General features: G+C 63.3%; 21 protein-coding genes and 2 pseudogenes. 13 read left to right on the top strand and 10 right to left on the bottom strand.

Annotated elements, in window-relative coordinates:
- Positions 1 to 3 precede the first annotated feature (3 nt).
- Positions 4 to 1,440: an MFS transporter gene (locus tag NKH17_RS10860; protein ID WP_352895843.1), complete on the bottom strand. Its 1,437-nt coding sequence runs from the start codon at positions 1,438 to 1,440 to the stop codon at positions 4 to 6.
- 104 nt (positions 1,441 to 1,544) lie between these two features.
- On the opposite strand from NKH17_RS10860, the gene NKH17_RS10855 reads away from it, so the two are divergent.
- From NKH17_RS10855 to NKH17_RS10835, 5 genes and pseudogenes are all read left to right on the top strand, one after another.
- Positions 1,545 to 2,150 carry a TetR/AcrR family transcriptional regulator gene (locus NKH17_RS10855; protein WP_352895840.1) on the top strand — a complete coding sequence of 202 codons (606 nt, stop codon included), beginning with the start codon at positions 1,545 to 1,547 and terminating at the stop codon, positions 2,148 to 2,150.
- A 209-nt stretch (positions 2,151 to 2,359) separates the two neighbouring features.
- The gene (locus NKH17_RS10850) at positions 2,360 to 4,135 is read left to right on the top strand and encodes a tetratricopeptide repeat protein (RefSeq protein ID WP_352896037.1); all 1,776 of its coding nucleotides are present in this window, start codon (positions 2,360 to 2,362) and stop codon (positions 4,133 to 4,135) included.
- A gap of 88 nt (positions 4,136 to 4,223) precedes the next feature.
- Positions 4,224 to 4,961: pseudogene (locus NKH17_RS10845) on the top strand (glycine--tRNA ligase subunit alpha); the annotation flags it as partial.
- Positions 4,962 to 5,078: 117 nt separating this feature from the next.
- A pseudogene (locus NKH17_RS10840) lies at positions 5,079 to 5,261 on the top strand (glycine--tRNA ligase subunit alpha); the annotation flags it as partial.
- A gap of 555 nt (positions 5,262 to 5,816) precedes the next feature.
- Positions 5,817 to 8,528, top strand: coding sequence for a glycine--tRNA ligase subunit beta (locus tag NKH17_RS10835; RefSeq protein WP_502910589.1), 2,712 nt, complete (start codon positions 5,817 to 5,819; stop codon positions 8,526 to 8,528).
- A gap of 35 nt (positions 8,529 to 8,563) precedes the next feature.
- On the opposite strand, the gene NKH17_RS10830 is transcribed toward NKH17_RS10835, so the two are convergent.
- Entirely contained in the window at positions 8,564 to 8,953 is a 390-nt protein-coding gene (locus tag NKH17_RS10830) for a hypothetical protein (protein ID WP_352895834.1), read from the bottom strand.
- 201 nt (positions 8,954 to 9,154) lie between these two features.
- On the opposite strand from NKH17_RS10830, the gene NKH17_RS10825 reads away from it, so the two are divergent.
- From NKH17_RS10825 to NKH17_RS10815, 3 genes are all read left to right on the top strand, one after another.
- A complete protein-coding gene (locus NKH17_RS10825) occupies positions 9,155 to 10,144 on the top strand; it encodes an L-threonylcarbamoyladenylate synthase (protein ID WP_352895831.1) in 990 nt (329 codons plus the stop codon).
- Between the two features lie 9 nt (positions 10,145 to 10,153).
- A complete protein-coding gene (locus NKH17_RS10820; RefSeq protein WP_352895829.1) occupies positions 10,154 to 11,584 on the top strand; it encodes an FAD-binding oxidoreductase in 1,431 nt (476 codons plus the stop codon).
- A 185-nt stretch (positions 11,585 to 11,769) separates the two neighbouring features.
- Positions 11,770 to 12,336 (top strand): DUF6101 family protein, encoded by a 567-nt coding sequence (locus NKH17_RS10815; RefSeq protein ID WP_352645864.1) that lies wholly within the window; start codon positions 11,770 to 11,772, stop codon positions 12,334 to 12,336.
- On the opposite strand, the gene ubiA is transcribed toward NKH17_RS10815, so the two are convergent.
- Positions 12,337 to 13,320 (bottom strand): 4-hydroxybenzoate octaprenyltransferase, encoded by a 984-nt coding sequence (gene ubiA / locus NKH17_RS10810; protein ID WP_254818417.1) that lies wholly within the window; start codon positions 13,318 to 13,320, stop codon positions 12,337 to 12,339.
- A gap of 156 nt (positions 13,321 to 13,476) precedes the next feature.
- Between ubiA and purD the strand changes: the two genes are divergently transcribed.
- On the top strand, positions 13,477 to 14,754 hold the full coding sequence (purD, locus tag NKH17_RS10805; RefSeq protein ID WP_352895826.1) for a phosphoribosylamine--glycine ligase: 1,278 nt from the start codon (positions 13,477 to 13,479) through the stop codon (positions 14,752 to 14,754).
- 20 nt (positions 14,755 to 14,774) lie between these two features.
- On the opposite strand, the gene NKH17_RS10800 is transcribed toward purD, so the two are convergent.
- Both NKH17_RS10800 and NKH17_RS10795 read right to left on the bottom strand, forming a co-directional pair.
- On the bottom strand, positions 14,775 to 15,932 hold the full coding sequence (locus NKH17_RS10800; protein ID WP_502910588.1) for a glycoside hydrolase family 25 protein: 1,158 nt from the start codon (positions 15,930 to 15,932) through the stop codon (positions 14,775 to 14,777).
- Between the two features lie 121 nt (positions 15,933 to 16,053).
- Positions 16,054 to 16,284, bottom strand: coding sequence for a hypothetical protein (locus NKH17_RS10795; protein WP_352701618.1), 231 nt, complete (start codon positions 16,282 to 16,284; stop codon positions 16,054 to 16,056).
- Positions 16,285 to 16,508: 224 nt separating this feature from the next.
- Between NKH17_RS10795 and NKH17_RS10790 the strand changes: the two genes are divergently transcribed.
- Positions 16,509 to 18,272 (top strand): acyl-CoA dehydrogenase family protein, encoded by a 1,764-nt coding sequence (locus tag NKH17_RS10790; protein WP_352895823.1) that lies wholly within the window; start codon positions 16,509 to 16,511, stop codon positions 18,270 to 18,272.
- Between the two features lie 53 nt (positions 18,273 to 18,325).
- Entirely contained in the window at positions 18,326 to 19,078 is a 753-nt protein-coding gene (locus NKH17_RS10785; protein WP_352895820.1) for a crotonase/enoyl-CoA hydratase family protein, read from the top strand.
- 72 nt (positions 19,079 to 19,150) lie between these two features.
- On the opposite strand, the gene NKH17_RS10780 is transcribed toward NKH17_RS10785, so the two are convergent.
- Complete coding sequence (locus NKH17_RS10780; RefSeq protein ID WP_023674100.1) at positions 19,151 to 19,426, bottom strand: hypothetical protein; 276 nt, start codon at positions 19,424 to 19,426, stop codon at positions 19,151 to 19,153.
- A 256-nt stretch (positions 19,427 to 19,682) separates the two neighbouring features.
- Positions 19,683 to 20,300, bottom strand: coding sequence for a pyridoxamine 5'-phosphate oxidase (pdxH, locus tag NKH17_RS10775; protein ID WP_352470672.1), 618 nt, complete (start codon positions 20,298 to 20,300; stop codon positions 19,683 to 19,685).
- A 39-nt stretch (positions 20,301 to 20,339) separates the two neighbouring features.
- On the opposite strand from pdxH, the gene NKH17_RS10770 reads away from it, so the two are divergent.
- Both NKH17_RS10770 and NKH17_RS10765 read left to right on the top strand, forming a co-directional pair.
- On the top strand, positions 20,340 to 20,801 hold the full coding sequence (locus tag NKH17_RS10770; RefSeq protein ID WP_352895818.1) for an RT0821/Lpp0805 family surface protein: 462 nt from the start codon (positions 20,340 to 20,342) through the stop codon (positions 20,799 to 20,801).
- 100 nt (positions 20,802 to 20,901) lie between these two features.
- On the top strand, positions 20,902 to 21,828 hold the full coding sequence (locus tag NKH17_RS10765; RefSeq protein WP_352970732.1) for a DnaJ C-terminal domain-containing protein: 927 nt from the start codon (positions 20,902 to 20,904) through the stop codon (positions 21,826 to 21,828).
- A 140-nt stretch (positions 21,829 to 21,968) separates the two neighbouring features.
- Here the strand turns inward: NKH17_RS10765 and NKH17_RS10760 are convergent, their stop codons facing one another.
- The 3 genes from NKH17_RS10760 to NKH17_RS10750 form a co-directional block, all read right to left on the bottom strand.
- Positions 21,969 to 22,670, bottom strand: coding sequence for an adenylate/guanylate cyclase domain-containing protein (locus tag NKH17_RS10760; RefSeq protein ID WP_352895813.1), 702 nt, complete (start codon positions 22,668 to 22,670; stop codon positions 21,969 to 21,971).
- Between the two features lie 167 nt (positions 22,671 to 22,837).
- Positions 22,838 to 24,382 (bottom strand): S8 family peptidase, encoded by a 1,545-nt coding sequence (locus NKH17_RS10755; RefSeq protein WP_352895810.1) that lies wholly within the window; start codon positions 24,380 to 24,382, stop codon positions 22,838 to 22,840.
- A 9-nt stretch (positions 24,383 to 24,391) separates the two neighbouring features.
- Positions 24,392 to 25,414 (bottom strand): phosphatase PAP2 family protein, encoded by a 1,023-nt coding sequence (locus tag NKH17_RS10750; RefSeq protein ID WP_352895808.1) that lies wholly within the window; start codon positions 25,412 to 25,414, stop codon positions 24,392 to 24,394.
- Positions 25,415 to 25,432: the final 18 nt, after the last annotated feature.

The raw sequence follows: 25,432 nt of genomic DNA, 5'->3' as shown, positions 1-25,432 counted from the left end.
TTCTCATCGCCCCTTTGCCGGAAGAACCATTGCTGCGAGCAGGCTGGCGGCGATGCCCGCCGCCGCGAACCAGAAGGCGACCTGGATGCCGTCGGCGACGGCAATTTTCAACGCATCGCCGGACAATTCGCCGATTTGGCTGTTCGCAATCGCGATCAGCACGGCCATGCCGATGGCGTTGCCGACATTGAGTGTCGTCGAAGCCATGCCCGAGGCGACGCCTTGCTGATCGTGGGCAACGCCGGAAGCGGCGGCAATCCACATTGCGGTCCAGACGATGCCTTGTCCGACGCCGGAGACGATCAGGCCGGGTACAAGGGACAGATAGCTGCTCTCCGCGGTTGTGCCTGATACCATCAATGCAGTGCCGACCGCGCCGACGATCATGCCGCCGACCAGCGTGCTGCGCGTCGAAAAGCGCGTCGCCAGACGCTCGCCGGCTTGCGTGCCGGTGGCGATGGCGACCGACGGCACAAGAAAGGCGAGGCCCGTCTGCAAGGCAGTGAAACCGTGCACGTTCTGCAACAGCACGGTGAGGAAGTAGGGCAGCGCTCCGAAAGTCGCCATGTAGAGGAAGGTTATCGTCATGCCGGCGACGAGGCTGCGGTTGTAAAACAGGCGTAGCGGCATCAGCGGATCGGCGCTCTTCGCCTCGATCATCGTGAAGGCGATCAGGAAGAATGCCGCCAGTGCTGCGCTGACGATGATTGCGGTCGATCCCCAGCCATATTCAGGCCCCTGAACCAGGGTGAAGACAAGCAGCGTCGCGCCGGCGGTGACGGTCAATGCGCCCGGCAGATCGAAGCTGCGGTGCTCGTGCCGCTTGCGATCGCGCGGGATGATGGTGAAAGCCGCGATGATGGCGATCCCGGCCAGCAGCACGTTGACGTAGAAGACCGACGGCCAGCCGAAGGCGCTGGTCAGAAACCCGCCGGCAAGCGAACCGAGCGTCAGGCCGCTGGCGCCCGCGCCGCCCCAGACGGCGAGCGCCCGGTTGCGTTCCGGTCCTTCGGCGAACAGACGGTTGATCAGCGACAGCGTCGCCGGAAACAGGAATGCGGCGCCGATGCCTTGTACCGCACGTGCCGCAATGATGATTTCCGGTGACCATGCCAGGCCGCCGACAAGCGAAGAAAGCGCGTAGAGCCAGAGTGCGAAGATGAAGACGCGGCGCTGGCCGATCAGGTCGGCGGCCCGGCCGCCGAACAGCAGGAAGCCGCCGGTAAAGACCGTGTAGGCGCTCACCACCCATTGCAGGGTCTGACCGGAAAATCCGAGGCCGGCGCCGATCTCCGGTAGCGCCACGAAGACGATGTTGAGGTCGAGCGAGATGATGAGCTGCGCGAAGGCGAGCAGCGCCAGCGTTGCGCCGCGCTTCACACCGGTTGTCCCTTGCGCTGCGATTGCCCCGAGCGGCGCGCCTTGATCCAGTGAACTCATGTCGGTCTCCTTGTCGACAATTATTTAATGATCGACAAAGAATTAAGATTTGCAATCCGAAGTCAAGCGGATTATTTGTTGATCGACAAAAATTGGAGGTCGCAATGGCGGGAAGGCCAAGGGAGTTCGACCGCGACCAGGCGCTGGAGAAAGCCCGGGACGCTTTCTGGAGACGTGGCTACGAGGGCACCTCGATGGCCGATCTCGTTTCGGCGCTTGGCCTCGCATCGGCGCGCATCTATGCCGCCTTCGGCTCGAAGGAGGATCTGTTTCGCGAAGCGGTGGGACTTTACGAGGCCAATGAGGGCGGCTTTGCCACACGCGCGCTGCAGGAAGAACCAAACGTCCGGCGCGTCATCGAGCGCATGCTTCGCGACGGCGTCGAAATCTATACGCGGCCGGGGCAGCCGCAGGGCTGCATGGTGGTGACGGCCGCCACCAATTGCGCTGTCGAAAACGCCGCCGTGCAGCAATGGCTGGCGGAGCACCGGCTGGCGCGTACCGCATCGATCGTCGAGCGATTGAAGCAAGCGGTGCGCGAAGGCGAATTGAAGCCGGGTACCGACGCCGAGACGTTGGGTGATTATTACGCCACGCTGATGCACGGCCTTTCGGTGCAGGCACGCGACGGCGTGCCGAAAAAGCGGCTGCACGATCTTGTCACCGTCGCCATGCAGGCGCTCGATGCAAGCCTTTCGCAAACGTCCTGAGTTCCGGGCCGTGACGCCGGTTTCCCATTGCCGGATTGTCGCAATGCGGTCGTGCGACCTCTTTCGGCATGGTTTATTAATTGCTTGACCCGATTGTGAATTCGGGCCGGGTTGAAGCGTGACCCCAAAAAGGCCATGCTTTACCTGTAAAGATCGAGTCTACGGCGATCCCGCTGACGCGGAGATGGCGTTTGGCTGAAAGGGATATGATGCGGCAAGGATATGCGCGCTGGCTGACGGGGCTGGCAATCGCGACGGGCATGGCGATCTCGGCTTTGCCGGCGCATGCCAGACAGACCGCCGAGGCGGTCAGGATCACATCCTTCTCGGGAGCGTATCTCGCCGCGCGGATTGCCGAAGGCGACAACGACCTCGACAGCGCCATTTCCTACTACAAGCAGGCGCTCGCCTTCGATCCGAACGATACGGGACTGCAGCAAAGCCTGATGCTGTCGCTGATCGCGCAGGGGCGCTTCGACGAGTCCCTGGTCTACGCCGACAAGCTCAAGGCGGTTCCCGACGTCGAGCGCTTCTCGCGCCTGGCGCTGGCCATCGATTCCTTCCACAAGAAGGATTTCTCCAAGGCCGAATACTGGCTCAAGCTGTCGCTCGAATCCGATCTCGACCGGCTGATCTCCGGCGTCATGACCGGCTGGGCCAAGCAAGGTGAGGGCGACGCCGGCGAGGCCATGGCTTCCATCGACAAGCTGCAGGGCCCCGACTGGTTCAGCCCGTTCAAGTCGTTCCACCGTGCCTTGATTGCCGACGTCTCGGGCCTGCCCGACAGGGCGGATGCGCTCTACACCGCCACCCTGCAAGATACGGCCGCTGGCGGTGCGGCCCCCGAAACATGGATGCGCAACGCGCAGGCCTACGCCTCTTTCCTCGCCCGCAAAGGCGACAAGGCCAAGGCGCTGTCGGTGCTCGACAAGGCCGAGGCGTTTGCGCCCGGCAAGGTCGAGATTGCATCGCTTCGCGACAAGATCAACAAGGGCGAAAAGATCGAACCATTCGTTGCCGGTCCCTCGGACGGCGCCTCGGAGATCCTGCTCGATCTCGCCACCGCGCTCAACCGCGGCGGCGGCGAGCCGTTCGTGCGGCTCTATCTGCGATATGCCCTGGCGCTGCGGCCCGGCAACGACGCGGCGCTTGTTCAGCTTGCCGCCGTTGCCGAGCAGTTGAAAGACGGCGAGGGCGCCATCGCGCTCTATCGCCGCATTCCCGCCGGCTCGCCGCTGAAGGAGCTTTCGGACCTGCAGCTTGGCCTCAACCTTGCCGATCTTGACCGCAATGACGAGGCGATCGCTCACCTCAAGGCCATCGTCGATGCGCATCCAGACGACATGCGCGCCTATCTGGCGCTCGGCGGCGTCTATTCCGCGAAGGAGGATTTCCGCTCCGCCGCCAATCTTTACGACAAGGCAGTCGAGGTGCTGAAGACGCCGACCGCCGCCAACTGGAACATCTTCTACCAGCGTGGCATTGCCTATGAGCGGCTGAAGGAATGGTCGAAGGCCGAGCCGAATTTCCGCAAGGCGCTGGAGCTCTACCCCGACCAGCCGCAGGTCCTGAACTATCTCGGCTATTCCTGGGTCGACAAGAACATGAACCTCAAGGAAGGCCTCGCGATGATCCAGAAGGCCGTCGACCTGAGGCCGAGCGACGGCTACATCGTCGACTCGCTGGGCTGGGCCTATTACCGCCTTGGCCAGTTCGACGACGCGGTGCGCGAAATGGAACGCGCCGTTTCGTTGAAGCCGGAGGATCCGGTGCTCAACGATCACCTCGGCGACGCCTACTGGCGCGTCGGCCGCAAGCTGGAAGCCACCTTCCAGTGGAACCAGGCCCGCGACCTGAAGCCGGACCCGGATGTGCTTGCCGCCTTGCAGCAAAAGCTGATGAAGGGCCTGCCGCCGATCGAATCCAACACGGCGCAGGAAACCCCGAACGTAAAACCCGAGCCGGCGCCCGCCCCGAAGGGGTGACCCCATCGCCTTGACGGTCGCGGAGCGGCACTCTACGAGGTGCCGCATCCAGCCGGAGGCCGCCGTGACCATTGATATCCCTGCCCACATGCATCCCAGCCGCTCGTTCCAGGGGCTGATCCTGACTTTGCATAATTACTGGGCGGACTATGGCTGCGTCGTCCTCCAGCCTTACGACATGGAAGTCGGCGCCGGCACATTCCACCCGGCCACGACATTGCGCGCGCTCGGCCCAAAACGCTGGAACGCCGCCTATGTCCAGCCGTCGCGCCGCCCCAAGGACGGCCGCTATGGCGAGAACCCGAACCGACTGCAGCACTATTACCAATACCAGGTGATCCTGAAGCCCAACCCGCCCAATCTGCAGGAGCTTTATCTCGGCTCGCTGGCGGCGATCGGCATCGATCCGCTGCTGCACGACATCCGCTTCGTCGAGGACGACTGGGAAAGCCCGACGCTGGGCGCCTGGGGGCTGGGCTGGGAGTGCTGGTGCGACGGCATGGAGGTGTCGCAGTTCACCTATTTCCAGCAGGTCTGCGGCATCGAATGCGCACCGGTAGCGGGCGAGCTCACTTACGGGCTGGAGCGGCTGGCCATGTATGTGCAGGGCGTCGACAATGTCTACGACCTCAATTTCAACGGCCGCGAAGGCGCCGACAAGGTGACCTATGGCGACGTCTTCCTGCAGGCCGAGCAGGAATATTCGCGCCACAATTTCGAATTCGCCAACACCACGATGCTGCTGCGCCATTTCGAAGACGCCGAAGCCGAGTGCAAGGCGCTGCTACAAGCCGGCGCGCCTATCTCCTCCCTTGAGGGGGAGATGCCCGCGAAGCGGGCAGAGGCGGTCATCTCAGAAGGCGCCTCAAGTCAAGCATCGAGCACTGCACGAGCGACCCCTCCCGGCCCGTCGGGCCACCCTCCCCTCAAGGGGGAGGGGTATCACCGCATGGTATTCCCCGCCTACGACCAGTGCATCAAGGCCAGCCACGTCTTCAACCTGCTCGACGCACGCGGCGTAATCTCAGTCACCGAGCGCCAGAGTTACATCTTGCGGGTGCGCAATCTGGCCAAAGCTTGCGGCGAGGCGTTTCTGCTGACGCAGGCGGGCGGAATGGCGGCTTAAAGCGCGTTCGACCGGCTTCATACGACGCGCTTTAAGTTCTTGTTTTGATGCATGTCGTTATCGCAAAACCGCTGCACACTTTTGCGCGACATGCACATTACCTCCAGGCGATTTCGACAGGAGCGCTGATTGGCAACGTACCTTGGCCGCTTGCACCGGCTATTGTCCGCAGCGCTTGCCTGACGCCGGGCATCGAGAACGTGCCATGCACCTGTGCTGTAAAACAGGCGCTGAGCGCGAGGATCTGCAGGAATGTCGATGCCGTTTTCATTCGTTCACCCAATAGTTCTCTGCCTGAGCGTTGGTCGCTTCAGCGCTGCGTTCGGTTCATGGAAATCTTTGACCCAAGGACGGGCGGACCGCTTCGTGTCCGACAGGCGGCTGAATTTTTTCGGAAATCGCGGTTGGATGCCTTGATCGTGCTGGCCCGATCTTGCTGGGAAGGGTGACAGCGGCCGGCCGAGTTGCTATGCCCCGCCCGGACCATTTGCCGCGTGAGCACAATCAATGCCCGACCTGCTCCTAGAACTCCGTTCGGAAGAGATTCCTGCTCGTATGCAGAGGAAAGCTGCCGGCGACCTGAAGAAGCTGCTGACCGACGGTCTGGTCGAAGCCGGGCTGACCTATGAGGCGGCGCGCGAATATTGGACGCCGCGTCGGCTGACGCTCGACATTCGCGGCCTGACCGCCCGCTCGAAGGACATCAACGAGGAGATCAAGGGCCCCTCGACCAAGGCGCCGGAGCAGGCGGTGCAAGGTTTTCTGCGCAAGGCCGGCCTTGCCTCGATTGCCGACGCGCATGTTCATTCCGATCCGAAGAAGGGCGACTTCTACGTCGCCCATATTGCCAGGCCGGGCCGGCCGGCCGAGCAGATCATCGCCGAGCTGGTGCCGGGCATCATCCGCAACTTTCCCTGGCCGAAATCGATGCGCTGGGGGCCGGCTTCGGCCAAGCCCGGCTCGTTGCGCTGGGTGCGGCCGCTGCAATCGATCCTGTGCACCTTCGGCCCCGAAACCGAGGAGCCGGTGGTGGTGGATTTCGAGATCGACGGCATCCGCTCGGGCAATGTCACCTACGGCCACCGTTTTCATGCGCCGGGCGCCATCACGGTGCGCCGCTTCGACGATTATGTCGCCAAGCTTGAGGCGGCCAAGGTCGTGCTCGATGCCGACCGACGCAAGGAGATCATTCTTGCCGATGCCAGGAACCTCGCCTTCGCCAGCGGGCTCGACCTCGTCGAGGACGACGGGCTGCTGGAGGAAGTGTCGGGCCTGGTCGAATGGCCGGTCGTGCTGATGGGCGAATTCGAGCAGGACTTTCTGACCATTCCGGCCGAGGTGATCCGGCTCACCATCCGCGCCAACCAGAAGTGTTTCGTCACGACGTGCCAAATCTCCCCCCTCGAGGGGGAGATGTCGCCGCAGCCGACAGAGGGGGTCGCCTCGCGTGGATCGGCGGCATCCCCTGTCCGCGATAGGGAGTCGCGTCAGGTTGTGCCGACCCCCTCTGGCCTACCGGCCATCTCCCCCTCAAGGGGGGAGATCAGCCAGTCGCCGCTCTCCAACCGCTTTATCCTGACCGCCAACATCGAGGCCAAGGACGGCGGCAAGGAGATCGCCCACGGCAACGGCAAGGTGGTGCGCGCGCGCCTGTCCGACGCGCTCTATTTCTGGAAGACCGACCAGGGCGACCTGCCGGATCTCGACCAGTTGCAGGCATCGGCGGAAAAGTTCGGGCTCGATCTGAACAAACCGCTCGACCAGCGCATGGCCCGCCTCGACCATCTCGGCGTCACCTTCCACGCCAACCTCGGCACACAGGGCGAGCGGGTGGAGCGCATCAAGCGCCTGGCGGAAGAACTGGCGTCGGTCGTGGTGCGCGCAATCTCCCCCCTTGAGGGGGAGATGGCCGGCAGGCCAGAGGGGGTCGCTTCGGCTGGCGCGACGCGATCTGGCCTTTCGAAGAAAGAGGAAGTCGGCGCTCCACGCGAGCCGACCCCCTCTGTCGCCTTCGGCGACATCTCCCCCTCAAGGGGGGAGATTACCGCGCTGGCGCGTCGCGCTGCCGTTCTGGCCAAGGCCGATCTCACCACCGAAGTCGTCGGCGAATTCCCCGAGTTGCAGGGTCTCATGGGCCGCAAATACGCACTGCTGCAAGGCGAGCATCCCTCCGTCGCCGCCGCGATTGAGGAACACTACAAGCCGCAGGGACCGTCCGATCGCGTACCGACCGATCCGGTTTCGATCGCCGTCGCGCTGGCCGACAAGCTTGATACGCTGGTCGGGTTCTGGGCCATTGATGAAAAGCCGACGGGATCGAAGGACCCCTATGCGCTCAGAAGAGCGGCGCTGGGGGTGATCAGGATCGTGGTTGAGAACGGCGTGAACATTTCGCTTCTCCGTTCGATGATGTCTCCGATAGTGGCGGCATATATGAAATTCCAACGTGAGGGATCGCGGCCTTATCTTGAGGCTGCGGATCGACTGACGTCAGCTGGGCTTGCTACAACAACTTACAGGGCCGAAGTTTATGACCGCCTTGTAGGGCTGTCAGGAAAAGAGGCCTTCACCGAAAAGACACCTGAGATGGCGTGGCGCTTGAGTCACGACCTCCTGTCCTTCTTCCACGACCGCCTCAAGGTCTATCTGCGCGACCAGGGCGCCCGGCACGACCTGATCGACGCCGTACTCGCGGCAGGTTCGCGCCCAATCTCCCCCCTAGAGGGGGAGATGTCGGCGAAGCCGACAGAGGGGGGCGCTGTCCCGCCGGCCTCTCGGCGCGAGGCGCCCCCCTCTGCCCTGCCGGGCATCTCCCCCACAAGGGGGGAGATTGGCCAATCACAAAACGACGATCTCCTGCAGATCGTCCGCCGCGTTGAAGCGCTCGGCTCATTCCTTGATACCGAGGACGGCAGGAACCTGCTTGCCGGTACCAAGCGGGCCGCCAACATTCTCACCGCCGAGGAGAAGAAGAAAACGACGATCGCCGACCATGTTGAGCCGGCTCTGTTCCGGGAGAACGCCGAAAAAACCTTGTTCGCGGCGGTGAATCAGGCCGAGAGGCAAGCCGGCGAAGCAATTCAAAACGAAGACTTTTCCGCCGCCATGCTGGCGCTTAGCGTGTTGCGCGAGCCAGTTGATTCATTCTTTGAGAAAGTCCTGGTAAACGATGAGGACCAGGCGGTGCGCGCCAATCGCCTGGCATTGCTCGCCCGCATCCGCGCGGCGACGGACCGGGTCGCCGATTTCTCGAAAATAGCCGGCTGACATCCGCGAAAAAATCATCGCTTGTGCTTCAGGCGCTATTTGGGCTGATCGGGAGCTGCTAGCGGCGCAGGCTGCGGCGCGGCCGGCTCAGGGGTTTTGCTGGCGACCTTTGGATCGGCCTTGCTGTTCGCGGCGGGCGCGGCAGCGGTGGCCGGCGCGGCTTTGGGCGCGGGCGTTGCAAAGGCATCGCCGACGATACCGCCGCGAATGATCATCGGGCTTTCGTTGAAGCCATGACTCGGCTGGCTCGGGATTGCCGCGACCTTTTCATCGGTGACGTTTTCATTAATGTCAGGCAACGGCGCGCCGAGCGCGACGATCGACGGTGTTTTCGCCCGTTCGAGCGCGCCGACACTTACCACCGACGGCGTTGCAGTCGTCTGCCCGACAAAAACCAGCGATGAAGCCTGCGCCGTGCCGGCCATAACCGCCAGGCCAAGCGCGCCAACGATACGCACCGAAAGCATGATAGTTCCCCTTGTCCAAGAAGACGGCACCATAGCCGAGGGCAATTGATGCCGGCTTGCGAGGAAACATAGCATTTTAGCGATTTGCGATTCGCCGACGCCTGGGCTTGCCCGCCCGGCGTCGCCGTATTAGGCACCCGCATCCGTGAGGTGACGACAGTGGCTGAAATTCGTGCCGTGGGCGAGGCGATGGAAAGGGCGTTGGCGCTGCTCGAGAGCGGCGATGTCGTCGCCATCCCGACCGAGACCGTCTATGGGCTGGCCGGCGACGCGACCAACGGCGTTGCCGTGGCTCGTATCTACGAAGCCAAGGGCCGACCTCGCTTCAACCCGCTGATCGCCCATATTGCCGATCCGGCGATGGCCGAGCGCATCGCGCTGTTCGATCCGCTGTCGGAAAGATTGGCGCAGGCATTCTGGCCGGGGCCGCTGACGCTCGTCCTGCCGCAACAGCCCGGCAACGGCATTCATCCGCTGGTCACCGCAGGGCTGGACACCATCGCGCTGCGCATGCCGAAAGGCTTTGGCGGCGAGCTGATCGCCAGGTTCGGTCGCGCGCTGGCGGCGCCCAGCGCCAATTCCTCGGGCAGGATCAGCGCCACGACGGCGGAAGTCGTGGCCGCCGACCTCGGCCCCAGGATCAAGCTGGTGGTCGATGGCGGCGCGACGCCGGTCGGGCTGGAATCGACCATCCTCAAGGTCGAAGCTGGAAAGCTGCGGCTGTTGCGGCCGGGCGGTATTGCCGCCGAAGAGATCGAAGCGGTCGCCGGGATGAAGTTGCTGCGCGGCGCTTCGGGCATCGAGGCGCCCGGCATGCTCGCCTCGCACTATGCACCAGGTGCGGCGGTGCGGCTCAATGCTGCGGAGGTCACACCGGGCGAAGCCTTGCTGGCCTTCGGCCGCAGCCGTGCCGAAGGCTGGCGCGATGCAGCCGCACTGCGCAATTTGTCGGAGACCGGCGACCTGCGCGAGGCAGCGAGCAATCTCTTCGCCCATCTGCAGGATCTCGATCGCAGCGGCGCCAAAACCATCGCCGTCGAGCCGATCCCGTTCGACGGCTTGGGCGAGGCGATCAACGACAGGCTTTCGCGCGCCGCCGCCCCGCGTGACAAGATCGCCCCTCGTGACAATATGGATTGGGCACCATAGTTTCCACCCATGAACGACATTTCCCCCGACCTCGACCCCGCCCTCGTCGCGCGCTTTGCGGCAATCGTCGGCGACAAATATGCGCTGCGCGACCAGCAGGACATCGCGCCTTACCTCACCGAGCGGCGCGGACTTTGGCATGGCAGGACGGCGCTGGTGCTGAGGCCGGGGACCGTCGAGGAGGTCAGCCGCATCATGCGGCTGGCGACCGAAACCGGCACGCCCATCGTGCCGCAAAGCGGCAACACCGGGCTGGTCGGTGCCCAGGTGCCGGACGCATCCGGCCGCGAGATCGTGCTGTCGCTGTCGCGGCTGAACCGCATCCGCGAAATCGATACGCTGTCCAACACGGTGACGGTCGAAACCGGCGTCATCCTGCAGACGCTGCAGGAAGCGGCCGATGCCGCCGACCGGCTGTTTCCGCTGTCGCTTGCCGCGCAAGGTTCCTGCCAGATCGGCGGCAATCTCTCCTCCAATGCCGGCGGCACCGGCGTGCTTGCCTACGGCAATGCGCGCGAGCTGTGCCTCGGCGTCGAAGTGGTGCTGCCGACCGGCGAAGTGTTCGACGATCTGCGCAAGCTGAAAAAGGACAATACCGGTTACGATTTGAAGAACCTGTTCGTCGGCGCGGAAGGCACGCTCGGCATCATCACCGCCGCCGTGCTCAAGCTTTTCCCCAAGCCCAAGGGGCGCGAGGTGGCGTTTGCCGGCCTGTCATCGTCCGAAGCGGCACTGTCGCTGTTCAGCCTGGCGATGGACCGTGCCGGGGCAGCGCTCACCGCCTTCGAGCTGATCGGCCAGAGGCCCTACGACTTCACGCTTGCCCACGCACAAGGCGTGGTGCGGCCGCTGGCCGGCGATTGGCCGTGGTATGTGCTGATGCAGATCTCGTCGGGCCGTTCGGCCGACGATGCAAGGGCGCTGATCGAGGAGGTGCTGGAGGCAGGCCTCGAGCAAGGGATCGTCGGCGATGCGGTGATCGCGGCAAGCATTGCCCAGGGCGACGCGTTCTGGAATTTCCGCGAGGTGCTGCCCGAGGCGCAGAAACCGGAAGGTGCCTCGATCAAGCACGATATCTCGGTGCCGGTGGCGTCAATTCCGCCATTCATCGAGAAGGCGGCCGGTGCGGTGCAGTCGGTCAGTCCCGGCGCACGCGTCGTCTGCTTCGGCCACATGGGCGACGGCAATCTGCACTACAACATCTCCCGGCCGGTCGACGGCGATGACGAGGCGTTTCTCGGCCTTTACCACGTCATGAACAAGGCCGTGCACGACGTCGTGCGCTCGTTTCATGGCTCCATCTCGGCCGAGCACGGCATCGGTCAGTTGAAGCGGGACGAATTGATCGCGACGGCACCGCCGATGACGATCGAGCTGATGCGCCGGGTGAAGGCCGCGTTCGACCCGGCCGGCATCATGAATCCCGGTAAGGTTATCTGATCCTTTCGCCGGCCTGCGCCGGTTCGCAATCCGATAACCATCCGCCCCGGATCAGCAAAATTTAACCGACTTTCTTAAGCGCGAGGATAAGAAGCTCGCGCTAATGTTTCTCCACAACGAGGCTGGGAAAACCGGCCCGGAGAACCGGAAACACCGGCTCTCAGGAGAAACAGGAAAGGCACGATATGAACACTGGACTGAAGCCAGTCTGGGCCGGCCGCAATATGCGTCTCGACCCATTCCGCCTGCCGCAGGTGGTGAGCTACGCCACGCGTGACGACTATGGCGACGTTACCTTCACCATCGACCAGCGAGGCGCGGTTATCCGCCGCACGCTGGAGATGAGCGGCGTGCCGGCGATCATCGCTCTGCCCGCCAATGCGTTTCGCGGCGTCGCCGCCCGCGCCATGGAGGATCCGGATGGCAATGTCACAGTGACGCTCGAGCTTCTGCACAACGATCCGATGCTGTCGGTGCCGCTGCTGGTCGCCGACGATCTCGACGATGTCGCCGCCGACTGGCGCGCCTGGGCCGACGCCTACCGCCTGCCCATGCTGCTGATCGAGGCCGACGGCATTGCCCGCACGCTGGAAGAATCGCTCGGCGCCGCCATCAAGGCGCTACCGGCGCAGGACCGCCGCAAGGGTCGCATTTCGACCATGCGCCGCCCGCGCTTCCTCGCCCGCCGCCGCGCCGGCGATCTCGGCCTCAGGCTGGTCATCGGCGGCGAGGAGCTTATTTCGCGGGAGTAGCTAAACCAGCGGCTTCAGCGTCACCCAGGCCGCGCCGCCGATCAGCCCGAGGAAGATCAGCCAGCCCACCTGGTTGTTCGATCTGAACAGCCTCAGGCACTGGTCCGGATTGTCGATGTCGAGCACGGCGATCTGCCGCGCCATATGCGCGCCGGCGGCGATCAGCCCGGCGAGCGCCGGCACCGGTGCCTGCGCCGAGGCAAAGGCAATGGCGAAGCAGACCAGCGCTCCGCCATAAAGCCCGGCCAGCCAGGCTTTGGTGTTATCGCCGAACAGGCGCGCCGTCGAGCGCACGCCGACGATGGCGTCGTCTTCCTTGTCCTGATGCGCATAGATCGTGTCGTAGCCGATCACCCACAGAATCGAGCCGATGTAGAGCATGATTGCCGGCCCATCGAGATCGCCGAACTCGACCGCCCATCCCATCAGCGCTCCCCAGGAAAAGGCAAGGCCGAGAACCAGTTGCGGCCAATTGGTATATCGCTTCATGAACGGATAGATGGCGACGATGACCAGCGAGCCGATGCCGAGCGAGATGGCAAAGCTGTTGAACTGCAAAAGCACGGCGAGGCCGACCAGTGCCTGCAGGACAACAAACATCCAGGCCTGTCGGCGCGTGACCTTGCCGGCCGGCAGCGGCCGCGAGCGCGTGCGTTCCACCTGGTTGTCGATGTCCTCGTCGACCAAATCATTGTAGGTGCAGCCGGCGCCACGCATGGCGAACGCACCGAGAAAAAACAGCAGCAGGTACCACGGCGATGGTAGCAGCGAGAGCAGCGGATCCGTCGGACGCGGATAGGCGCTCGCGGCAAGTGCAGCCGACCACCAGCATGGCCACAGCAGCAATTGCCAGCCGATCGGCCGGTCCCACCGGGCAAGCTGCGCATAGGGCCACAACCCCCGCGGCAGCGCGCGATAGACCCAGTGGCCGCTCGGCGCATCGGCGACGCGGCCTTGGGCCGCTTTCGACTGGACGGTTTCCATTTTGCTGAAGTGGCAGCAGAGGCGAATGCCGTCAAGCGTCAAGCAGCCCCCGCAGGCTCGCCACGCGCAATCGGCGCTTCGGCAGCCAAATGTCTTGACCCGTCGGGCGCGGCGCAATAGCGCAGTCCTGGTCTTGGAATGACGAGGAATCTGGGCATGCGTGTTTTACTGATCGGCTCCGGCGGACGAGAACATGCGCTGGCATGGAAGATGGCGGCGTCACCGCTGCTGACCAAACTCTATGCGGTGCCCGGCAATCCGGGGATCGGCCGCGAAGCCGAGCTGGTGAGGCTCGATATTGCGGATCACATGGCGGTGGCCCGGTTTTGCCGCGAGAATGAAATAGACCTCGTCGTGGTCGGGCCGGAAGGGCCGCTGGTCGCCGGCATTGCCGACGACCTGCGCGCCGAGGGCATCCGCGTCTTCGGCCCGTCAAAGGCGGCGGCACGGCTGGAAGGATCAAAGGGTTTCACCAAAGACCTCTGCGCCAAATACGGCGTCCCGACCGCCGCCTATGGCCGCTTCCGCGATCTGGCTTCGGCCAGGGCGTATGTCGAGAAGACGGGTGCGCCGATCGTCATCAAGGCCGATGGCCTAGCTGCCGGCAAGGGCGTCACCGTCGCCATGACGCTTGACGAGGCGCGGACCGCGCTCGACGCCTGTTTTGACGGCTCCTTCGGCCAAGCCGGCGCGGAAGTGGTGGTAGAGGAGTTTCTCATCGGCGAAGAAGCAAGTTTCTTCTGCCTGTGCGACGGCACCACCGCGCTGCCCTTTGGCACGGCGCAGGACCATAAGCGCCTCAGTGACGGCGACACCGGCCCGAACACCGGCGGCATGGGCGCCTATTCGCCGGCACCAGTGATGACGCCGGAGATGATCGACCGAACCATGCGCGAGATCGTCGAGCCGACCATGCGCGGCATGGCTGAAACAGGCGCTCCGTTTTCCGGCGTGCTGTTCGCCGGGCTGATGATTACTGACAAGGGGCCGAAGCTGATCGAATACAACACCCGTTTCGGCGACCCGGAATGCCAGGTGCTGATGATGCGGCTGAAGGACGATCTGCTCGTCCTGCTCAACGCCGCCGCTGACGGCCAACTGGCGCACACCTCGGTGCGCTGGCGCGACGACGCGGCGCTCACCGTGGTGATGGCGGCCAGGGGTTATCCCGGAGCGCCGGAAAAAGGCTCGGTCATCCGCGGCGTCGAGGCGGCGGCGGGCGAGGGCGTCGAGATATTTCATGCCGGCACCGCCATGAACGGCGGCGCACTCGTCGCCAATGGCGGTCGCGTGCTCAACATCACGGCGACCGGCCGCACCGTCGGCGAGGCGCAGAGGAAGGCTTATGCCGCGCTCGACCGGATCGACTGGCCGCAAGGCTTTTGCCGCCGTGACATTGGCTGGCTGGCACTGGCGCGCGAGCAGTCGAACTGACGCTTCAGGCGGCCTCCGGCTCAGTGCAGACCGCGGTAGAATTCGGTCGAGACGGTGACCGCACCGGCGGCGGAGACAATTCCAGGGTCCGATGCCGCACGCTTTTCGTTTCGCGTCCAGGCGACATATTCGGCAATCCCGCGGGGAAGGCTCGGCGCCGTCTTCCCTGCCGGCATTTGAAAGCCGCTGCTGAATTTGGCCAAGCGCGCCCTGAATACCGCGACCAGTTGCTCGAGGCTCGGGGTTGCTGCCACGGTGGCGTAGGTCATAGCAGTGCCGGCGAGCCCCGCCTCGCGTGAGAGCGGCACCGGTATCAAGGCGAGATAATCCGGCTGCACGTCGATCAGGCCGCCGAACGGCCACTGCGCGCGCAATTCCGTCGCGTTCATCGGCGCGACGCTGACGTCGATATCGTTGGGTGTGCCCGCGACCCGGTAGGGACAGCGGAATCGGCCGCAATTTGCTCGCGCCGAAAACTGCCAGAGCGCATACCCCTGCCAGTTGCCCATCGGAAAATGCAGACCGATGTCTGGCTTGTAGCGCGCATACCACAGCGGCAGCCGGGACAGGAGCGGGTATTTATACCTGTTGTCGGCGATATGCCTGGCTGTCGTGCCGTTGGTGTAGAGCACCGGAAAGCGGCCAACCCGACGATGCACATGGCGCACGAATTCCTCGGCATCCTCGAGCGACATCCATTGGGTGGGATCATCGTCCTCGATATCGAGGGCAAGCAGGTCATCCGGCCCGGGTTTCACGAAATTGATGAAATTATTGGCCTGTCCCACGGGGTTGCCGGGGCGGGCGAGATGATAGGCACCCCATTTCAGGCCCAGTGCCCTGGCCACCACCTTGCGCGTCTGGAACAGTTCCTGTGCCATCGCATGGCGTTTCCAGAGCGTCTTGCACAGCCGCAGCTCGGTCTCGTCTCCGAAACAGAAATAGGGTGGCGGCATTCCGTCCGATGCCTTGTTGATGAAGCCGACAAGACGCTTGTCGGCGGCTAGCCGGGTCCAGTCGATGGAATTGTATTCGTAGGCGTCGACGACCAGTGCCCGGTCCGCATCCTTCCACGGTTCGGAGAAATCCGAGGCCTTTGCCGGCGTCAGCGCCAGCGTCATCGCCGCCGCGACAAGGAGAAGCGCTGAGCGGACAAGGGGGCGCGCCGGCGTTTTCAAGCAGCAGATCCTTGCTGGCCAAAGCCAAATCCTGAACCGCCATGGTTAAGGAAATGCTCTCGATCGCGGCCCGGGGACGCCACGGCTCGGACAGCTTCTCCGTCGATGGTTTTGATGGTCGTCAATGTCGAGAGCGGGTTTGAAACGGGTCGGGCGCCGGCACTTGCGACAGGGTTCCCGCCGTCTCGCGCTTACGGTGATGGGCGAGCGAGCATTGCGGCGAGCACAATATGCCGCGATCAGACCAATAGGCTGCTCCGTTCTCCATCTTACCTTCGTGATAGCAAAAACCGGTCGCCCGGTAGGGCAGGCCGCATTCGATGCAGCGATAGGCGTCAGGTCTGGCGAGCACGGGCGGTCCGATCCGGTATTCCTGATTCCGCCGGTCGAACTTATCCCGGCTTTTGGCGAATTTAGCCTGCGTCGCAGCAATTGGCAAAATCCGCGTGACAAAGTTTGACGTTTACGTAAAAAGAAGATCGCCAGGGAAGCCGAAAGCAGATGATTTTGCCTCGGCACGGGTCTTAAGTAGACCTTCCGGACTGAGGGCGGCCGGACGGAGGAGGAGCGAGCGCCATGTATCGGGCACCGGTCGAGGAAATCGCCTTCACCCTGAAGCATGTCGCCGGCTTGAAGCCGGCGCTCGATGCCGGCACTTTTGGCGAACTCGGTGAGGACCTCGTCGACGCCATTCTGGCCGAGGCGGGCCGCTTCGCCAGCGAGGAGGTGGCGCCGCTCTACACGATCGGCGACCAGCGCGGCGCGGTGCTCGACGGTGCTGCCGTCACTACCCCGCCCGGCTGGAAGGAAATTTATCGCCGCTGGATCGGCGGCGGCTGGAATGCGCTGTCGGCGCCTGAAGCGTATGGCGGCCAGGCGCTGCCGGCCATGCTCGGCGTCGCCGCGCTCGAAATGTGGAACTCCGCCTCGATGGCGTTCGGCATCGCCCCGACGCTGACCATGGGCGCGGTCGAAGCACTCGACAAGCATGGTTCGCAGGCACTCAAGGCCAGATATCTGGAAAAGCTGGTCTCCGGCGAATGGATGGGCACCATGAACCTGACCGAGCCGCAGGCAGGCTCGGACCTGAATGCCTTGCGAACCCGCGCCGAACCGGCCGGCGACGGCACCTACCGCATCTTCGGGCAAAAGATATTCATCACCTATGGCGAGCACGATTTCACCGACAACATCATCCATCTGGTGCTGGCGCGGCTGCCGGACGCGCCGGCCGGCACGCGCGGCCTGTCGTTGTTCCTGGTGCCGAAATTCCTGGTCGGCGACGATGGCGCGCTGGGCGCACGCAACGACGTCTTCTGCTCCGGGCTGGAGCACAAACTGGGCATCCACGCTTCGCCGACCTGCACGATGATTTATGGCGATGGCTTCGAAGGTGCTATGCCCGGCGCGATCGGCTGGCTGGTCGGCGGGGAGAACAAGGGCCTCGCCTGCATGTTCACCATGATGAACAATGCGCGCCTTGCCGTCGGCATTCAGGGCGTCGCGGTCGCCGAGGCGGCGACGCAGAAGGCGCTCGCCTATGCAAACGACCGCCGGCAAGGCAAAGCGGCAAGCTACGGCGGTGCCGGCATGGCGCCGATCGTGCATCACCCCGACATCCAGCGCAGTCTTCTGACCATGAAGGCGCTGACCCAGATTGCCCGTGCCATCTGCTATTCCTGCGCCCACGCCATCGATCTTGCGTCGCAGAGCGAAGATGCAAAGCACTGGCAGGAACGCGCCAATCTGTTGACGCCGCTGGCCAAGGCCTTTTCGACCGACGTCGGCGTCGAGGTCGCCTCGCTTGGGGTGCAGGTGCATGGCGGCATGGGGTTCATCGAGGAGACAGGGGCCGCAGCACTTTATCGCGACGCGCGCATCGCGCCCATTTACGAAGGCACCAATGGCATCCAGGCGATCGATCTGGTGACACGCAAGCTGCCGCTCGGCGGCGGCCGGCATGTGCATGGCTACATCGCCGAACTCAAGGCCGTCGCCGATGCGGCGCGAGCGTCGAACCTTGAAGGCTTCGGCCGCACCGCCGATCGCCTCGACCAGGCGCTCGACGAGCTCTCCCAGGCAACCCGTTTGCTGCAAGACCTGCAGGCCGAAGGCCGATCGGACGAGGCGCTGGCCGGCGCCACGCCCTATCTCAGGCTGATCTCGCTTGCCGCGGGCGGGGCCTATCTGGCGCGCGGCGCGCTTGCCGACCAAAACCGCATCGCGCTTTGCCGGTTCTTCGCCGAGAACCTGCTTGGCGAAGTGGCCGCGCTCAAAGAGCGCGTCGTCGGCGGCGCCGACAGCCTTGCCGTTGCCGGCAAAGCGCTGATTTCAGCCTGACGTTCGCACGCGCCGAAATTCACAAAGGCCCGAAATTCACAAAGGACCAATCCGTGACAGACCACATCCTCGTCGAACGCCAGGGCGCCATCCAGATCATCCGCATCAACCGTCCGGACAAGAAGAACGCCTTGACCCGCGCCATGTACGCGACGATGTCGGCGGCTCTTGCCGGCGGCGACGCCGATCCGGCGATCCGCGTCCATGTCTTTCTCGGCATGCCCGGTGCCTTCTCGTCCGGCAACGACCTTGCCGATTTCATGGTCGTCGCCTCGGGCGGCGAAGGCGGTTCCGAGGTTTGGGATTTCCTGATGGCGCTGGCCAAGGTGGAAAAGCCGATGGTTTCCGGCGTCGACGGCATTGCCGTCGGTATCGGCACCACGCTCAACCTGCATTGCGACCTGACCTTCGCCACGCCGCGCACACTATTCCGGACGCCCTTCGTCGATCTCGGCCTTGTGCCGGAGGCCGGTTCGAGCCTGCTCGCACCGCAGATCCTCGGCCGCCAAGGCGCCTTCGCGCTGCTTGGCCTCGGCGAGGGCTTTTCGGCCGAGCGGGCGAAGGCCGCCGGGCTGATCTACGAGGTGGTCGAGGAAGAGGCACTCGAAGCATCGGTATTGGCGGCGGCGGGCCAGATCGCTGCCAAACCGCCGCAAGCGCTGAAGATCGCGCGCGACCTGATGCGCGGCTCGCGCGACGCCCTTGTCGAGCGCATCGGCCAGGAAAGCCAGCATTTCCGCGAGCGGCTCAAATCCGACGAGGCCCGCGCAGCCTTGATGGCCTTCATGACCAGGAAGAAGGCCTAGACCTTCTGCCCTTGTCTCGCATCGTGGACCCGCCGGCAGCAACCGGCGGGTTTTCTTGCCATGATCTCTTTGTCACATCGCCATTTTTTTACATTCGGCCTGGGCCTTTGCCGAAGACGTGTCGATCATGAATGTCTTGCCTTTGGCGTCGGTCATCAACATCATGCAATGCTTGATCGGTTTCGCCATTTTCATCATTTCGGCGCTCATCTTCGCGTCGGGCATCATGGTGCCCATATGCCCATCGGGCATGATCGCCATGACCTCTCCACCCTTCATCACCGTCATTGTCCCCATCGCATCCTCCGCAAAGGCCTGCGAAGCGAAAAGACAGGCAAGACCGGCCATCGTGACCAACCTGAGTGAATGCATTGTTTCCTCCTGAATTTGCGCCAGCGGCGCGTTGAGCCCTTTCCTGGTTCGTCCACGCAAGCTGGAACGTTTCACGCACACGAGATCGTGATCGTGGGAATTGGAAATCCGCCAGAAGCGGCCCGGCCTTGGCCGCCTTCATGACCAGGAAGAAGGGCTGAAAAAATGGGCGCCGGTGCGGAAGCTGCCGATCCGCCCCACAAGGGGGAGATCGGCGCTCCACCGTCGTGCCCTACGGATAAAGCCTCATTTTGTCCCAGCCGCCCTCGGCGTTGCGCGAAAACACGACACGGTCGTGCAGCCGGAACGGACGGTCGTGCCAGAACTCGATGCTCTGCGGCACGATGCGAAAGCCCGACCAGTGTTTTGGCCGCGGGATCTCGCCGATCGCGTGGCGCGCCGTATATTCGGCAACCGCCTTTTCCAGCGCGAAGCGGCTTTCCAGCGGCCGCGACTGCTTGGAGGCCCAGGCGCCGATGCGGCTGCCGCGCGGACGCGTCGCATAATAGGCATCGGCTTCGGCGTCGGTGACGATCTCCACCGGGCCCCGCGCCCGCACCTGCCGGCGCAGAGATTTCCAGTGGAAGCACATCGCTGCTTTCATGCTGCCAAGGATCTCGCGGCCCTTGGCGCTCTCGAAATTCGTGTAGAAGACAAAGCCGCCCTCATCGAACCCCTTGAGCAGCACCATTCGCACATTCGGCATGCCCTCGGCATCGACCGTCGCCAGCGCCACGCTGTTGGGGTCGTTGATCTCGCTCTTCGTAGCGTCGTCGAGCCACGCCGCAAAAAGCCGGAACGGCTCCGCCGCCTCGGTAAAGTCACCGCTTGTTAACCCGGTTTCGCTCATAGTTTTCCCAAATTTGTCGCCGGCTGGGGAGATTGCCGATTGTCGCGTATCGCGCAAGCTTTTGACAGTGGGCAATGGAGCGTTATCGCTTCGGCCAGCGCCAAAGCCATGATCGTGACAATCATCCTGCCGCTTGCCGCCTGTGGCGGGGGCGGCTTCAGCCTGGAGCAGGCGGAGGTGGACCGCTCGATACTGACCTCGAGCACGCCGGCCTCAGTCACGCCGCTCGATCAGGACCGCGCTTCCGACCAGGCTACGATCCGCAACGCCGTGTCCTCCGCCGACGTCGAGCAACTGGCCGGGCAGGCCATTCCCTGGGCGAATGCCGACACCGGCTCGCGCGGCTCCATCACCGAGCTCGCAGAATTCAGGGCTAACGGTGAGACATGCCGTCGCTTCACCGCGTCGCGCGAGAGCTTCGACGGCATCGCGCTGTTCAAAGGCGAAGTATGCCTGGCCGGCGGCAGCGCCTGGCGAATGCAGGACTTCAAGGCGCTCTGATTTTCCGCCGGCTATATAGCGGTAAGCCACTGGAATTTCTTCCTATGCAAGCGCATATAGGAGGCGATCATGGAACCACTCCTTCTCCAGGGCAGTAAGCATGCGCGACCCCTATGACGTGCTGGGCGTTGCCAAGAACGCATCGGCCAAGGACATAAAATCGGCGTACCGGAAGCTCGCCAAGAAGTATCATCCGGACCAGAATCCGGATCCCAAGGCAAAGGAGCGTTTTGCCGCCGCCAATCAGGCTTACGAGATCGTCGGCGACGAGAAGAACCGGGCGGCTTTCGATCGCGGTGAGATCGACGCCGAAGGCAAACCGCGGTTTCAGGGTTTCGAGAGTGCGGCCGGCGGCGCCGATCCTTTCGCCGGTTTCCGCCGGCAGCAAGGGCCGGGCGGCGCGCATTTCGAATTCCGCACGGGCCGTCCCGGTGGTGACCCGTTCGACGGCAACAGCGACATCTTCAGCCAGATCTTCGGCGATGCTTTCAGCCAGCAGCGCGGTTCCGGCATGGGCGCCGGCCGCCGGATGCCGACCGCAGCCGACCTCAACGTGACGCTGGACGTCACCATCGAGGAGGCCGCAACCGCCGAGAAAGTGACGGCGATGTTCCCCGACGGCCGCAAGATGGCGGTCAAGTTGCCGGCCTATGTCGAGGACGGTCAGACCATCCGGTTGAAAGGCCAGGGTGAGCAAGGACCGGGGCAGCCGGGCGATGCGCTGGTCAAGATCCGTTTCCGCCGGCACCCGCGCTACCGCGTCGAAGGCCGCGACCTGCATGTCGACCTGCCGGTGGAACTGGCCGATGCGGTGCATGGCGCCAAGGTGGCGGTCGAAACCCCGACCGGCAGGATTGCGGTCAACGTCCCCCCTTGGTCGAGCTCGGACAAGGTTCTGCGGCTGAAGGGCAGGGGCCTGCCGGAAAAGGCCGGCGGTCACGGCGATCTCTACGCACACGTGCGGCTGATGCTGCCGGAAGGCGGCGACGCCGAGCTCGAGGCGCTGATGCGCCGGCGAAAGCGCTGACGGTCGAAAAGGCTGGCGCTTGATACCGTGTGTGAAAAGCGGGCGCGAGTGGTTTCATGCCATCGATTATCGACAGCAAGCGAGCAATCAGCGCCAGGAGCCGCCATTTGGCCGAAGTAGGTTCAACGTCAGCTAACGCCTCAAAGGCCGACATTTGCACGCGCCGTAGTTCCGCTTCGCGAACACGGTCGACGCCAGTCGACCGACTGGCGATGAGCCAGTTCGGCGGGGGTTAGCCGCACAAGCTTGTAGGGGTCGATCGATGCAGTCGCCAGGCCAGCAAGGTGGAGGGTCGCACCGCTGACCATCACCAGCGCATCGACGCCTGCGCCATTCTCCCTCTTGCCAGCCTGCTCGACGTGGCGGGCGAAATTTACCTCCGAGCCGACCAGAAAAGAGAAATCCCGCTGGCGATCGTTGACGAACATCACCTCGCCGGAGTGTAAGCCGATCCTGATGCGGCGCGACAGGGAGCCCATTGAACGCTTCCAAGCGTTGCCGAGCGAGATTTCCGGTATCAGTTCCGCGACGGCGGCCAGCGCCTTTAGCGCCGTTTCGCTGGGCGTCATTTCGCTCCCCAGCCAGAGAGCTAGCACGCCGTCGCCTGTAAAGTTTTGAACGATCCCCCCATTGGCCACCACGACCTGGCGGGTCAACGTGAAGTGCTCGATCATGAACCGCGTGGTTTCGACCAGGCCAAGCGCGCTCGCCAAGCCGGTCGAGTCCTCCACGTCGGTAAACATGATCGTGGCGATGGCGCGCTGGAATTTCGTTTCACCCATGCCGAATGACGGGAGCACGCGGTCAGTCTGTGGATTCGTATAGGCAGTGATCGGATGCATTGGAGTCCGGCCCCCGAGCGGTTTCAAATGTCGCTCGAATATGACTGGACGGCGTAGGCGGATCGTAAGCCCGCCGTGGCGGGCACGTCAGAATTACGTCAGAAATCCATTCGGGCCCGGCTTTGGCGGCTTGCAGCCGACCTTTTAGTCAAAATTCGGCGGGACCCTCAGCTCAGCAACTTACGGAGGTCAAGCAGCCCCGCTCCAAACTGCTGATCGAACGAAGGCACCCTTCTCTCGCAATTAGGGCTGTCCGGTAGAATCGGAACGTCAGCTTCAAGCCAAGGCCATGAAACCTCCTTTGCGCCTGACTGGGTCATCTTCGCCTTAACCTCTATGCCGTTGAGCGGTCTACCGGCGGAGCGATGTTTCGACTGCAACAAAGCGGCTGCTCCCGCGACGATGGCCGAGGCTGCAGATGTTCCGCCAAATACTGTGTAGAGCCCGGCGCGGTCTCTGCTTTCGACGCCCGGTGGCTGGATTCCTTCCAGCTGTCCGCCGGAATAGCCGTGGTGGCCCGGGATGTCGGTGGTGAGCACGCCCTGCGGCGCGTATTCAACCTGGGGGAGCTTCTCGTAGATCTCGAAATTGTGGTCACGTGAACGCAGCGACTCACGGTCCAGTCGTATTTGGCAGCGTGTACACACCTCCTGGTCGTCGGACGGCGCGGAAATGGTGACGGAATTGTCGGTCGGATCGCCGCTGTAGTTGGAATATGCTGAACGTCTCGCCCGATAAGTGGCGGCCGCCACCGCAACCACGCCATTGCTTTCGCCGGCCTTGCTCGCCGGGTAAATCAGATGGTCGTAGCCATCGTTGCCGGCTGCGCAGATGATGGGGATTTCCTCGCTGATCGCCTCGAAAAGCGTCTCGAAATAATCCCAAATTGGCTTTGCCTGTTCGACCGAAGTATATCTGCTGTCGCCATATCCAGGATAGGAACGGTGCGCTCGCCATGGATCGGGTACTTCCCGGGGAAAGTGTATGACTGAAACCTTCTGGTCGCGGGCATAGAGGAACGCCAGAATGAGCTGCGCTGCGTCGGGCCGTGCTGAAATCTCGATCGGCAGGAGTTCAGCGCCTGGGGCGACCCCCCAATAAGGTATTGCGCCTTCACCGTTGCTAAATTGCCTCAACTTCGTGGGCGGGGCCGCAGGGGCGCCGACCATCAGCCCAGCGCAGGCGGTCCCGTGCGCTGAGTAGCGCATACGCGAGGTCTCAGCAGTCTCCTGAATTACGCCGCGCCCATCTTTCAGTGCTCGAAGCAGCGATTTCTGAACCTCGACTTCCTGCGCATTGTTCCTCGATTTGATCAGGCTTGCCGCCCACGCCCAGGTATCGTCGCCCACAAAGCTCTTGCTCTGCTTTTTTTCCGGCCCTCGCAAGACGAGCGGTTGCTGCTTGGGTGTGACGTAACTCAACCCGAAAGGGTGAGCGGCGAAGCTGACCGCAGAAAGGATACGAGGCTCGAGATTGGGATGGCTTGAGTTCACTCCCGTATCGATCTGGGCAATGACCTCGCCGTAACCGGGCTTGTCAGTACCCAACAAATCCCAGGCGTCGGCCTCCAGCAGGTATGCGGCCTCGTGCGGCAACCGCGCTTCAGGGATGCGCGGACGATCGCGTAAGGCGCCGATTGCGATCAGGTGCCACAGGTAGTGATACCAGTCATAACAAAGATGGCCTTCGCCCTTCTTGATGTCGTCCATCATGGCACCCACCTACCATTCGCTCTGGGCGCGTCGGATCGTTTCATCCATCGCGTCCACCAAGTACGGAGAAATGCGCGCAGCCAGTTCCTCGCCGGCATCGGTGTCGCTGGCGTAGTGCAGCCCGGCCCATTCCCTGTTCTCGGCCACCCGGCGGGCGCGCTCATAAACCGCGGTTACGCCGGCATGCTCAGGCAGCATCCGTTGCAGAACGTTCGCCACTGCAAATGACTGAAATGAATGGTTGGACGGGTAGGAAGCGTGCGAGGGAACCGGAAGCGCCGGCCGCAGCCTCGGCTCAATGATGTTGGGCCGTGGCCGATTGAATCGATCTTTGTAGTTGAGCCCGATCTCCTCCGTGAGTTCGAGGATCGCAACGATCAATGCGCATGTCCCCTCGAAGCCCGCGAGAGTGTCTATTCCGAGCGGCGCCGTGTAGTCCAAAATCCCGAACGATGCCTGGCGGACGATCTCCTCGCGCCGCAGCGGGTCACCTTCCCTCCTCTTCTGCAGATCGATAAGCGCTTCTGTCTCCCTGAGGCTCTCTGAAGGTCCGGGCGGGGGATCCATAAGAATGTCCTCCCAGATCGCACCGAGATATTTGTTGGCGACGCTTAGTCCGATCCTGTGCAAAGCACGCTTGTCGTGCCACGCCGGCAAAGCCTCCTCGCCAGTTTCGAAAGCCGTTTGCCCCCTGCCGCGTCCCCGTCCTCGTCCGCGCCCTCTGCCCCTGCCTCGACCTCGACCTGCGCTCGGCCCCGCCAGGAAGGCTGGCGAAAGGCGCATGGCACCCTCCACAGGGTCATCAGAAATCGTTATCACGATCTGCTCTTCTTGAATCGACAGAACGCTGCTCTTGGTCATCATAGACGCGAAAGGATGCAGTTTTTCGCCGCCTCTATTTTTGATGTATTCCTCAAGAGATTTTTCAGGACTTGCGTCACCCAATATCAGCGGATATTGCCTTATGGCCGATCCACTTACTAAGAATCGGGCGCTAAACAACTTGTTATTGAGATCAATTGTCGACATCATGTCCACCCCTCAACTAAA

This window comes from Mesorhizobium sp. M1334, assembly GCF_040317995.1.
GTDB lineage: Bacteria > Pseudomonadota > Alphaproteobacteria > Rhizobiales > Rhizobiaceae > Mesorhizobium.
Note: the sequence above shows the minus strand (reverse complement) of the source record. Positions and strands in the feature narration are given on the sequence as shown.